This window comes from Streptomyces sp. NPDC002463 (assembly GCF_042889835.1).
In the GTDB taxonomy this organism is placed as follows: Bacteria; Actinomycetota; Actinomycetes; order Streptomycetales; family Streptomycetaceae; genus Streptomyces; species Streptomyces nymphaeiformis.
The window spans coordinates 146,115-158,269 of record NZ_JBIARL010000012.1; the positions used below are offsets into that span (position 1 = coordinate 146,115).

Consider the following 12,155-nt stretch of genomic DNA (forward strand, 5'->3'; position numbering starts at 1 on the left):
GTCAGTGCCTCCCGGACTTGCGCGACGCGTCGTCGATCGCTTCGTGGACGTCGTTCTGGGCGCCCTGGATGATGTCGCCGTTCACCTTGAGCGCCCTGGAGATGCCGGCGATGGCCTCCATCAGTGACGTCCCGGTCTTCGTGGTGTCCTCGCGCTCCTTCCGGTCGCGGGGACTCAGCTGCTCGAACATCTCGTCGTCCCGGCCGACCCAGTCGAGGCAGGTACGGGCCCCGTCCTCGAACCGGCCCACGGCGTCGCCCGTGATCGCCTCGATCTCGCGCATGAGGTCCGCGAACAGCTTGACCTTCGACACATCCGCCGAGAACACCTCACTCACGGCTACTCCTCCCTTTCCTCGTCGATCTCGTCCCGCAGTCGTGCGTTGGCCTTGTCCATGGCCGTCTCCGGGTCCTCCAGCACGCCCGGTCCGAAGAGCTCGGCCCAGTCGATGTCCATCCCCTCCATGGCCTGCGTCCCCGGCAGGGGCCGGGTGAAGGGGGACATGGTGGACATCACCTGACGGGACATCGAGTCCCTCGCCCGGGACACGGCCTCCAGCACCGAGGCGGCGAGCTCGGTGGAGCTCATGGTGCGGTACTTGTTGTCGAGGAACCGCAGGTCGAGGAGCTGTCCCTGGTGTCCGACCGTGGCCTCCACCGCCCGGTCCCGGGATCGCACCACGTGGGTGGCCCGGCTCAGTTCCGCCTTGGCCTTGGCCATGCCGGCGGTCACGGACTCCAGAGCGGAGAGCGTCTCGGCGAGTCGCGCGTTGATCGACTCCGTGAAGGGGTTCGCCGCCACACTGACGTCGGGCTCGTCCTGCCGAGCGCGTTCCGCTCCTGTGCCGTTCTCGGTCCGGCTCATCCGATCACCGCCGGCGCTCCGCCCTCCTCTGTTCCCCACACGTCCTCGTCCTCCTCCACCCAGTTCGTACGCTGCCGTTCACCGCTCTCCGTCGACTGGCCGCCCTGCATGCCGCCGCCCATCGGAGCACCGCCGCCCATGGGCGTACTCGTGGTCCGGGTTCCGTTCTGCCGGAAGGGCAGGGCCTCGCCGTTGTCGGCCGCCCCGATCGAGCCGTTGCGGCGCGACACGGACAGGTTGTTCGCGTCGCTCAGCACCGTACGCACACGTTCCCCGTTCGCCCCGCCCGCTCCCGCTCCTGCCCCGGCACCTGCGCCGAAACCCGGGTTGAGGGGTGTTCCCCCGGCAGGTGACTGCGAGGTGTCGGCACCGGAAGAATCGTAACCTCCCACGTTTCTCCCCAGAGCACCGCCCGTGAAAGGTGTGCTGTCGTAGTCCTCGTAGTCGAAGTCGGGGCTGTGGTTGAGGTTGCTCCTGCCATGGATGTGAGGCCCACCGTTCAGCGAGGTGCGTCCCCCGCTGTGCGGGACGTTGCTCCCGGTGCCCGGATGGTCGGGCAGGTCGATCGGCTTGTTCAGGTGGGTCGTGCTCGTGTGGCCGCCCGGCTTCGTGGTCTGGAGGGTGCCGTCCGAGGGGTCGAACACGGTCTTGGTGCCGTCCGGGAACTCCGTCGTGATCGTGCCGTCCGCGTTGAACCGCGTGTGGCTGCCGTCGGGGTTGGTGATGACGTCACCGGGCTTGTGCTGGGTCGTGGTCGTGTGGCCGTTCGGCGTGGTCGTGACGAGTTGGCCGGTGTGGGGGTTGAGCACCGTCTTGATGCCGCCCGGATACGTCTGGACCAGGTTCCCGTTCGCATCGAGGTGGGGGCCGGCGCCGGTGAGGGAGCCGTTGAGGTTGAGCGGGCGCGGGCCGCCCGTCGGCGAACCGCCCGTGAGGGAGCCGCCGTTCAGCAGGGAGGTGTTGAGCGGCAGGGGGGTGCCGGAGTTCAGGGGGTGGCTGTTCGCACGGGTGCCGCCGAGGTTGTCGAGCGCACCGTTCAGACCGCCGTTGAGCGCGGTCCTCATGGGGCCGCCGTCGAGGTTCAGGCCACCGCCGAGACCCTTGGGACCGCCGTTGAGGCTCTGGGTGAAACCGTCGGTCAGGTTGTTCAGGCCCTTGTTGAGGCTGCTGCCGAGCCCGTTCAGCCCGTTGTTGAGCTGCACCTGGTTGCTGTTGGCGTCCTTGAGGCCGTTGCTCAGGTTGTCGAACAGCTCCTTGTTGCCGCCGGCGGCGTCCGAGAGGTTCTTGTTGAGGCTCTCCCAGGTCTTCTTGCTGTCCTCCGCGGACTTCTTCGCCTCCTCCTTCGTCTTCTTCGCCTCCTGCTTCTCGTAGGTCTGGGTGAGGCTGTGGGGATTGCGGTCCATCACCTCCTTTCCGAGATCCGAGGTGGCCGTGTTCCAGCCCTTCCCGAGGTTGGACAGTGACCTCTTGGCGGCCTCGACGAGATAGCCTTCGACGTTTCTCTGCCAGCGCGCCACCGCCATCTCCCCGATGGCCTTCCAGGTGTTGATGTCGTCCAGGGCGCCGAATCCCGGATTGTCGCTGAAACCGGGGAACGTGTCGTAGGTATCGGAATCTGTCGTCCAGAGGTCTTCGACGGTGTCGGCGCTGTCCCCGTACGCGGTCGGAGCACCGGTGCGCTGGACGCTGACGAGCGGTACGTTGTTGATCATGATCCACCGGGTCAGCTCGTCCAGTTCTTCGAGCAGCGCCCGGTGCGGATCGTGTTCCCCCGAGTTGGCCCAGTTCAGCCAGGCGGCTTGCATCTCCCGTGCCTCCCAGTGGAGTTCCCACTGTGCCTGGCGCAGGCCGGCGGCGTAAGTGGACCTGGGCTGATAGCCGTCGAGCATGGTGAGGTCGGACTTGTACTCACGGCCCCCCATCTGGTCCGTGTAGCTTTCATAGCTCTTGTGCAGGGACTGGATGAGGCTCCGTACGACGTCGGCGGACTCGCCCTTCCAGGCGGCCTTGTCACCGCCCAGCGAGGTGTACCAGTCCTCCAGCGGATTCATCTGTTCCCGGAAGAACTGCGCCGCCCGGTCGAAGGCCGCCGCGGTCCGCTCGAAGGAGACCAGGTCGACGGCGTTGTCGTCCGGCACGCTCGTCCCGTTGTACGAGAAGTGCTTCGTCGTGTGGGTGTTCACCAGGGTGTCCAGGGCGAACTTCGGGGCGGAGACGTAGCGCCACAGGTCGGTGTCGTCCCACTCGTCCTTGTACTTGCCGCTGAACTTGCCGCCCTCGCGGGTGGCACCGGCGTCCGTCAGACGGCTCTTGCCGTGCTCGTCGGCCAGGACCCCGATGAAGACGATGTCGGCCGTGAACAGCCTGACGTCGTCCTTCCCGTGGTGCGTGTAGAAGGCCAGCCGGTAGTCCTCGCCGTGGGAGGCCTGCCAGCCACTGGAAGCGGAGTAGTCCTGCGGGTCGACGGCGCGCTTCAGGTGCTCGACCAGGTTGACCCGCATGAGCGGAATCCCCTCTTTGCTCTTCAGCTTGTCGAAGAGGGTCTTACGGCTCGGCAGCGAGTAGCCGGTGTAGAGACCGACGGCCTGAGCCCAGTAGTCGTCCGTGTCGAAATTGATTCCCATGTACGCGCTCCGCGTGATGAAGATGAGGCGAGGGCCGACGAAGGAGGGGCGCTCGGGCTACGCGTCGGTTTTCGATGTCTTGCCGGCCGGACCCATGTCGTTGTCGACGTCCTCGAACAGTTCGAGCATCTTTTCGGCGTTGATCTCGGTCAGGTTGTCGCTCTGCGCGGACCCCATGAGCTTCAGCGTCTGCCGGAAGTCCCGGTCGATGTCCCGGAAGAGACGCTGCTGCCTCTCCAGGATCTCGTCGATCGACTTGGCCGCTCCCTTCACCGCCTCGATCAGGCTCTTGCCGTGGGTGGTGTCGTCGCCGGCCATCGGCCCGAGGGCCAGGATCTGGTTCTGCCCGATCGTCTCGGTGGTGGTCTCCCCGTCGACCAGGCTCCTCAGGGCCCTGATCGGGTACGTGGTGTCCCCCGAGTCCTTGTCCCTCCGGATCTCTTCCGTCTTGGTCAGGAAGTCCTTGATGTCGTGGTCGACGAACGTCTGCAGCGACTGCCCGTCGAGATGCGAAAGGTTTCCCATGGGACCTCCAGAAGAAGCGGAAAGCACGGTTTCGGGTGCGGTACGCCGGACGGGGCCGGACCGCCCGGTCGAGCGGTCCGGCCCCGTGGACAGAAGGGTCAGGCCTGGACCTTCACGTCGGACCACAGCTGGGCGAGCGACTGCTCCGTGTACTTGTAGGTGTTCTGCGCGCCGTTGAGCACCTCGATGTACTTCGCCAGCAGGGCCTCCATGTCGGCCACCGCCCGGTTCCAGTTGGCCTGGCAGACGCCGTACGCGCTCTTGTCGTCACCCTCCCAGCCCTCCTTCAGGACGTTGAGCTCGGCGTCGAGGTTGGTGAGGGTCTGATCGATGGCCTTGGTCTGGTGGACCATGTTGTCGATCGCGTTGTCGATGTGGGCGTAGTCGACGTGGATGACGCCGTCTTCGAACGGACTGGACATGTCTGCCTCGTGATGTCTCGAAAGGGTCAGCGGCTCGGTCGTGGAGGGTGGGGGCACCGGGCCCCGGTCACCTGCCCATCAGCGTGTGGTACGTCGGGTTCCCATTGGCGCGGGCGTTCCTGATGGCCTCGTTCACCGCCTGCTGGTTCTTGTTGACCTCCTGGACGTTCGTCTGGAGATTCGCGATCATTTCGTCCAGGTTCACGAGGATCTTGTCGACCTGCCCCTCCCAGTCCTCGATGAGGTCGGAGTAGGCACGGCCGTCACTGCCCTTGTAACCCGTGTTCAGGCCGATCCGGGTGGCCTCGACGTCCGCACGGCACCTCCTCACGCCCGTGCGCGCGGATTCCAGGGCCATGATGCCGTTGGTCACGGCCTGTGCGTCTGAGATGCGAAGTGGGCTTTCGGCCATGGGCAGCCTCCCGATTGCTCCGTCGAGGAGTCGACACTCTCTCGACATGTGTGTCAGTGGCGTACGGTCCGCCGCGGTCGGTGACGGCCGAACCCGGCGCGGTGTCTACCGTACCCCGTCAAGGTGTGTCTTCCGCGAGAATACGTATGAGTCGCACACGAAGAGACGGACACAGGTTCTACCGCCCCTGCGGCGGACACTGCGTCTGCACCGTGGGCGGAACCGCTCCGGCCGCCGCGTCCGGGTCGAGGGCGGGTCCCGTCGGCAGCATGGAGAGCAACGGCGAGGGCAGGGCGACCGCCCGGCCCTCGCCGTACCCGAGGGCGCCGAGCGCCTTCGCCGTCGGGACGCGGAACTTCGTACCGGTGTCGTCGACCAGGTAGGTCGTGGTGCCCAGCGTGGAGCCGCCGGCACCCAGGGCGCGCACCAGCGCCGCCCGGCCCGGACGCACCACGACCGCGTCCACCCGCAGGCAGGCCGGTGCGGCGTCGGGCGACGGCTGGGCGGCGGGAGGCAGGGCGTCCGTCGGCACGAGCAGCGTGGTGACCAGCGTGCCGTCCTCACGCGGTTCCACCCTCGTGCAGGCGGACTGGTCTCCGGCGATGACGGCCGGCTTCGGCGGCTCGGTGGGCAGGCCCTCGGTGACCGGGGAGCGGCCCTCCGCGCCCGGCGCCAGGTGCTGCTTGAGCGCGTCGGCGCTCAGCGGCACCGTGAGCGGGGTCTTCCCGGCGTACGCCTTCTCCCGTGTCCGCGGATCGCCGAGTACGAGGGCGGCCTGTGTGGCGGTCAGGGGTGCCAGCCCCTCCTTGCGCAGGAGGTAGTACGGATGCTCGTCGGAGCCGGGCACCTCGGCCTGGAACACCTGGCCCGTGGTGCTCGCTCTGCCGTCGAGCGACGGTCCGGCGCCACCACGGCCCGGTACCTCGGGCGCCACCAGGTCCGGGCCGGTGACCAGGGCGTCGAGGAAGGCGGCGGAGACCGGCCGGGGCGTCACGGAGCCGTAGCCGAGGGACACGGCGGCGCCGAACTCCTTGTCCAGGCGCAGTCGACTTCCCTGCCAGACCAGGTAGGTCGTGTGGTCGGGGCCCTCGGTCACGAAGGCCTGCCCCGCGCCGAGTCCGGTGCCGTCGAGGGGGGATCCGACCACCAGCGTGGTGCGGGCGTCCGGGGTCCGGGCACCGGCGGTGGAGCAGACCAGCCACGCGCCCTGGTCCAGGTCGCCCGCCGGCGGCACCGACTCGGGGGCCCCGGGAATGCCGACGGGCTGCCCGACCGGGGTTCCCCGGAGGGAGGCGGTGGCCACCGTGGAGGTGCTGAGGCCGCCGCCGACGATCAGGCGCGCGGAGGCGTAGTTGCGCACGGGCCTGAGCCGCCCGTCGGCGTACAGGTAACGGGCGCCGGTCTCCTTGTTGACGACGAGGGCCCCGGGTGTCTTCCACGAGGTGTTGCCGCCGGGTGAGATCAGCCCGTACACCACGGCTCCGGCGGCTATCAGCACCGCGATGAGCACGCCGATGAACACCCCGCGGGTGGTCCGGCCCAGGGGGGTGTCCGGGGCGTCGGGTTCGGCGAGGAGCATGCCGGCCGTCAGCCGGCTCATGATGAAGCTGTGCGCCTGCACCTGGTCGCGTTTCGACTGCATGGTGGTGACCTACCTCGCGGGTTTCTTCGGAGTCGGCGTGGTCGGCGGTCAGCCCGTGATGGCGCGCAGTTGGCCGAACACGCCGACGGCCCAGAGCGTGACCGGCAGCAGGGCGACGGCCAGGGTCGACTGCAGCAGTTCGGCGGCGCGGCCCCAGTAGGGCAGCATCCGGCGTCCGGGGACGGACCAGGTGGTGATGGCGAGCGCGGCGGCCAGGCCCAACAGTCCGGCGACGAACACGGGCCGGTCGCCGGGGGCGAGGTGGGCGCCGGCGCCGACCAGGACCAGCCCGGCTCCCATGGCGCCGGGGACGACCAGGACGAGCCGCTGCCACACGTTGACCATGCCGCGGCCGTGCAGGAGCAGGATCACGGACAGGAGGACGGCGAACAGCGCCTCCGGGAGGCTGGGACGGTGCACCAGCGGGATCAGGCAGGTCGCGCAGACGAGGCCGATCGCGCCGTACAGGGCGATCATCCAGCCGCCGGCCAGCTCCGTACGGGTGGACACCTCGGGCACTTCGTACGGTTCGATGCCCTCCTGGAGCTGCCCGGGGTTGGTGGGCAGCGGCGGCATGCGCATGCCCGCCAGCTTGAACGCGAGGGCGGGCACGAAGCCGCCGACGACCACCAGGCAGGCGGCGACCACACAGGCGGCGTTGTCCACGGGGACGTCGAAGAAGCTCATCAAGGCCCCGGAGACGGCCGCGGACACGCAGACCGAAGCCGCGGACAGGAAGAGCGGGGCGTAGACGGCGACGGCCGCGAGCGCCAGGACGGCGGCACCCGCGCCGGCGGCGCCCGCGGCCAACAGCCGGGCACCCAGCACGTGGTGGGCGTGGGGACCCGCGATCTCGCCGTCGGGCAGCAGCCAGCCCGCGAGTCCCAGGGCCGGCACGGCCATGACACCGAGGGTGCCGCCCGTGGCGGCGTCGCCGACGGCGCGGGCTGCCGTGGCGGCTCCCGCCAGGATCAGCAGTCCGGCCACGCCGGCGGTGGCCACGCGGGGCACGACCGGGCCACCGGGCCAGGCCAGCAGGCCCAGTGCGATGGCCAGGACACAGACGAGGAAGGCGCGCAGGAGTTGCCGGCTGCGGTCCGCCGTCCAGGCGTGCAGCCGGTCCCGGGTGACGTTGGCGATGCCGTCGACCAGGTCGTCGAGACGGACCTCGGGCATCTCCTCGGTCCGAGGACGCAGATGGAGCACCTCGCCGTCGTGCAGATCGAGGGCCTCCAGGGTGGCTTCGTCGTCGAGGGCGGGGCCGCCCAGGCGCTGGAGCACCCAGCCGCCGTGGTCGAGGCCCTCCTCCTCCATCCCCTCGGCGCAGTACCTGAGCAGGGTGGGGAGGAGGTCGGCCACGGGCACGTCCACCGGGACGGCGAGGTCGATCGTCCTGGAGGGTGCCCGGACGGTGAGGCGGCACAGGCTGGCCACCGAGGTGTCGCTCATGGTCGGCACATTCGCTTTCGCGGAAGGTGATCAGGGCGGACGGATGTGGGAGCGAGAAACCGGTCGACACATAGGTGTGTGCTCCGGCGAGGTACGTATCCGTCTATCGTGTGCAGGGTACCTCTGTCCACCGGGCCGTCCCCGTCGCCCCGGGTTCTCCCCGACGGGCCAGGTGACACCTCACTGGCTGCCGTCCGAAGGAGCCGATGCCTTGAGTTCCGTGCTGTTTCGTCGTCCCGCGCGTCGTCGTGGACCGGACATGCCCCAGGGGGAGTTGAGCCTTCAGGAGCCGCCGGTGCTCGCGGAGTCGGTGCCGGACAACTCCGCGGTGTGGACGTACATGCCCATGGCGATGATGTCCGTCTCCATGATGCTGATCTTCCTGCGTCCGGGCGGGTCGAACGGCGTGTTCATCTACCTGTCGCTGGGTCTGATGCTCCTCGCGTCGGCCGCCATGGTCATCGGTCAGTTCATGAAGCGCAGCGGCGAGCGCAAGCAGCGGCTGCGGGGGGAGCGGCGGGACTACCTGAGGTATCTCGGGCAGATCCGCAAGCAGATCCGGCGCGCGGTGATCGAACAGCAGCTGGCGCTGGCCTGGCGCCATCCGGAACCGGCGGCGCTGCGCTCCCTGGTGCGCACCACGCGGCTGTGGGAACGCCGGGTGAAGGACGAGGACTTCGCCGAGGTCCGGATGGCGGTCGGCGATCAGCAGCTGGCCATGAAGCTGACACCGCTGTCCACCAAGCCGGTCGAGGACCTCGATCCGCTCGCGGCACATGCGCTGCGCCGCTTCATACGTGCCTACAGCACGGTGCCCGATCAGCCGGTCGCCGTGTACCTGCGTTCCTGGTCGCGGGTGTTGATGCGGGGTGACGACGCCGCACGGCGGAGTCTGGTCCGCGCGATGCTCGCGCAGCTCGCCGTCTTCCACGCGCCGGAGGACCTGTGGATCGTCGTGTGCGCCGCGGACGAGCACCGGGCCGAATGGGAGTGGCTGAAGTGGCTGCCGCACGGCCAGCATCCGCAGGAGAAGGACGGTGCGGGCCCGGCCCGGATGGTGACGTCCGCGTTCAACGACCTGGAGGACCTGCTCGGGGCCGAGTTCGGCGAGCGCCCCGGCTTCGATCCGGAGACGCCGCCCGGCCGTGAGGAGCCGTACACGGTCGTCGTCCTGGACGGGGTGGCCGCACCCTCGGGGCACCGCATGGACGGTCAGGGCTATCGCAACGCGGTCGTCATCGACCTGGCCGAGACCCTCCAGTGGCGGCCCGGGCGCAGCACGCTCCGTCTCGAAGTCCAGCCGGACGGACTCGCCCTGGTGCGCACCGACCGCACCCGCAAGGAGCAGACGACACGGCTGGGCCGGCCGGACCTCATGGGGCCGGTCGCGGCCGAGGCGCTGGCCCGGGTGATCGCGCCGTACCGCATGCGTCTCGCGGACTCCGTCGCCGAACCGCTGGACGCGAACACCGAACTGACGACGCTGCTCGGCATCGGCGACCTGCACCGGCACGAACCGCAGACCCTGTGGCAGCGGGCGAACGGCTCCTCGCGGCTGCGGGTGCCCGTCGCGGTCGGCAGCGACGGCCTCCCGGTCGAGCTGGACATCAAGGAGTCCGCGCAGGGCGGCATGGGGCCGCACGGGATGCTCATCGGCGCCACCGGTTCGGGCAAGAGCGAGCTGCTGCGGACGCTCGTGCTCGGCCTGGCCCTGACGAACTCCTCCGAGACCCTCAACTTCGTCCTCGTCGACTTCAAGGGCGGTGCCACCTTCCTGGGCCTGGACGAACTGCCGCACACCTCGGCGGTGATCACCAACCTCTCGGAGGAGGTCGCGCTGGTCGCGCGCATGCAGGACGCCCTGCACGGCGAACTGATCCGCCGGCAGGAGCTGCTGAGGGCCGCCGGCAACTACTCCTCGGCCCTGGAGTACGAGAAGGCGCGCGCCTCGGGCACGGACCTCGCCCCGCTGCCGAGCCTGTTCGTCGTCGTCGACGAGTTCAGCGAGCTTCTGTCCGCCCACCGGGAGTTCATGGAGCTCTTCGTCATGATCGGCCGGCTGGGGCGCTCCCTGGGCGTGCACCTTCTGCTGGCGTCGCAGCGCCTGGACGAGGGGCGGATGCACCAGCTGGAGAGCCATCTGTCGTACCGGATCGGTCTGCGTACCTTCTCGGCCATGGAGAGCCGGGGCGTACTGGGCGTGCCCGACGCCTACCAGCTGCCCCCACAGCCGGGCAGCGGGTACCTCAAGAGCGGTGTCGAGGCGCTGACGCGTTTCCGCGCGGCCTATGTGTCGGGCGAGTACCGCAGGCGGGGCGGGGCGGTCGCGCAGGCCCGGGTGGCCAGTCAGGTGGTGCCGTGGACGTCGGGGTACGTGGTGCCGCGCACGGTCCAGCCCGCCGAGGCGGAACCCGTCGCCGAGGAGGAGCGGGAGACGGGCGACACATTGATGTCGGTGGCTCTGGACCGGCTGCGGGACGCAGGGCCGGGGGCGCACCAGGTGTGGCTGCCGCCGCTCGGTCTGCCGTCCCCGCTGGACGAGCTGCTGCCGCCGCTCGCGGTCGATCCCGAGCGCGGGTTCACGGCGGCGTCGTGGGCCGGGTCCGGGCGGCTGAAGGTGCCGGTCGGCCTGGTCGACAAGCCCTTCGAGCAGCGCCGCGACCCGCTCGTGGTGGATCTGTCCGGCGCGGAGGGCCACGTCGGCATCGCAGGCGGCTCGCAGAGCGGCAAGTCCACCCTGCTGCGCGGCCTCATCGCCTCCCTGGCCCTCACCCACACGCCTCGCGAGGTGCAGTTCTACTGTCTGGACTTCGGCGGCGGCACGCTGTCCGGGCTGTCCGGGCTGCCGCACATGGGCGGCGTCGCCTCCCGGCTGGACAGCGAGCGCATCAGCCGGACCGTTTCCGAGGTCACGGCGGTGCTCAACCACCGCGAGCAGTTCTTCCTGGACCACAACATCGACTCGATGGCGACGTACCGGCGCCGCCGGGCGGCCGGTGAGTTCGCCGAGGAGGCGCACGGCGACGTCTTCCTCGTGGTGGACGGGTGGACGACCCTGCGCCAGGACTTCGACCACCTGGTGCCGACGTTCAACCAGTTCGCCGCGCGCGGTCTGAACTACGGCGTCCACCTGGTCGTCACGGCGTCCCGGTGGATGGAGATGACGACCCAGGTGCGCGACCAGATCGCCACGCGCCTTGAACTCAAGCTCGGCGACAACATGGACTCGGTGGTCAACGTGCGGCGGGCTGCGGAGGTGCCGCGCATCCCCGGGCGCGGTCTCACCGTCGAGGGGAAGCTGCACTTCCTGTCGGCGCTGCCCCGCGTCGACGGCAGCGGCTCCGTCGACGACCTCACCGAGGGCGTCGCGGATCTGGTCGAGCGGATCTCGGCGGGCTGGAGCGGTCCGGCCGCTCCCGCCGTCCGCATGCTGCCGCACCGGCTTCCCGCCGCCGAACTGCCCGCGCCCGAGGGCACCGGCGGGCTGCGGATGGCGCTCGGGCTCGACGAGGAGACGCTGTCCCCCGTCTGGCACGACTTCAGCCGTACCCCGCACCTGATGGCCGTCGGCGACACCGAGAGCGGCAAGTCCAACCTGCTGAAGCTGGTGACCTCCGCGATCACCGCCCGGTACACCCCTCAGGAGGCGCGGATCCTGGTGGTCGACTACCGGCGGGAGCTGGTGGAGGCCGTTCCGGAGGAGTACCGCCTGGGTCACGCCGTGTCCCTGAGCGCGTTGGAGGAGCTGACGGGCGGTTCCCAGCAGGCGCTGAAGACGCGGCTGCCGGGGCCGGACATCACCCCCGCCCGGATGCGGCAGGCGGACTGGTGGTCGGGGCCGCGCCTGTTCGTCCTGGTCGACGACTACGACATGGTGGGCGGCAGCAACGCCTTCGACCATCCTTTCGCGCCGCTCTTCGAGTTCCTGGCGCTCGGGCACGAGGTCGGCCTGCACTTCGTCATCGCACGGTCGGCCACCGGCGCCGGCCGCGGTCTGAACGACCAGTTGCTGCGGCGGCTCGGCGAGGTCAACACCCCCGGCCTGCTGCTGTCCTGCCCGCCGGCCGAGGGGTTCGTCTTCGGCAACGTCAAGCCGAAGAACCTGCCGCCGGGCCGGGCCCGGTACATCGCCCGGAACAAGGCGACGCTGTTGCAGACGGCGTTGGTCGAGACGCCTCCGGAGGCGGAGGAGCAGTAGGTCGGTACGGCCCAGGGGG

9 protein-coding genes are annotated in these 12,155 nt (G+C 69.7%); 1 reads left to right on the forward strand and 8 read right to left on the reverse strand.

What is annotated here, in order from left to right:
• Position 1: 1 nt before the first annotated feature.
• The 8 genes from ACFYX3_RS24465 to eccD all read right to left on the reverse strand — a co-directional run bounded on the left by ACFYX3_RS24465 (position 2) and on the right by eccD (position 7,938).
• Positions 2–337, reverse strand: coding sequence for a hypothetical protein (locus tag ACFYX3_RS24465; RefSeq protein ID WP_389017033.1), 336 nt, complete (start codon positions 335–337; stop codon positions 2–4).
• Positions 338–339: 2 nt separating this feature from the next.
• Complete coding sequence (locus ACFYX3_RS24470; RefSeq protein ID WP_389017036.1) at positions 340–864, reverse strand: YbaB/EbfC family nucleoid-associated protein; 525 nt, start codon at positions 862–864, stop codon at positions 340–342.
• Complete coding sequence (locus tag ACFYX3_RS24475) at positions 861–3,488, reverse strand: AAWKG family protein (protein ID WP_389017039.1); 2,628 nt, start codon at positions 3,486–3,488, stop codon at positions 861–863. Before ACFYX3_RS24475 ends, ACFYX3_RS24470 begins: the two co-directional genes overlap by 4 nt.
• A gap of 57 nt (positions 3,489–3,545) precedes the next feature.
• Positions 3,546–4,013, reverse strand: coding sequence for a type VII secretion system-associated protein (locus ACFYX3_RS24480; protein WP_389017042.1), 468 nt, complete (start codon positions 4,011–4,013; stop codon positions 3,546–3,548).
• 98 nt (positions 4,014–4,111) lie between these two features.
• Positions 4,112–4,435 (reverse strand): WXG100 family type VII secretion target, encoded by a 324-nt coding sequence (locus tag ACFYX3_RS24485; protein ID WP_389017045.1) that lies wholly within the window; start codon positions 4,433–4,435, stop codon positions 4,112–4,114.
• Positions 4,436–4,502: 67 nt separating this feature from the next.
• Complete coding sequence (locus ACFYX3_RS24490) at positions 4,503–4,808, reverse strand: hypothetical protein (RefSeq protein ID WP_389017048.1); 306 nt, start codon at positions 4,806–4,808, stop codon at positions 4,503–4,505.
• Between the two features lie 217 nt (positions 4,809–5,025).
• On the reverse strand, positions 5,026–6,489 hold the full coding sequence (gene eccB, locus ACFYX3_RS24495) for a type VII secretion protein EccB (protein ID WP_389017051.1): 1,464 nt from the start codon (positions 6,487–6,489) through the stop codon (positions 5,026–5,028).
• 48 nt (positions 6,490–6,537) lie between these two features.
• Positions 6,538–7,938: a type VII secretion integral membrane protein EccD gene (eccD, locus tag ACFYX3_RS24500; RefSeq protein WP_389017054.1), complete on the reverse strand. Its 1,401-nt coding sequence runs from the start codon at positions 7,936–7,938 to the stop codon at positions 6,538–6,540.
• 259 nt (positions 7,939–8,197) lie between these two features.
• On the opposite strand from eccD, the gene eccCa reads away from it, so the two are divergent.
• Complete coding sequence (gene eccCa, locus ACFYX3_RS24505) at positions 8,198–12,136, forward strand: type VII secretion protein EccCa (protein WP_389017057.1); 3,939 nt, start codon at positions 8,198–8,200, stop codon at positions 12,134–12,136.
• The last annotated feature ends 19 nt before the right edge of the window (positions 12,137–12,155 follow it).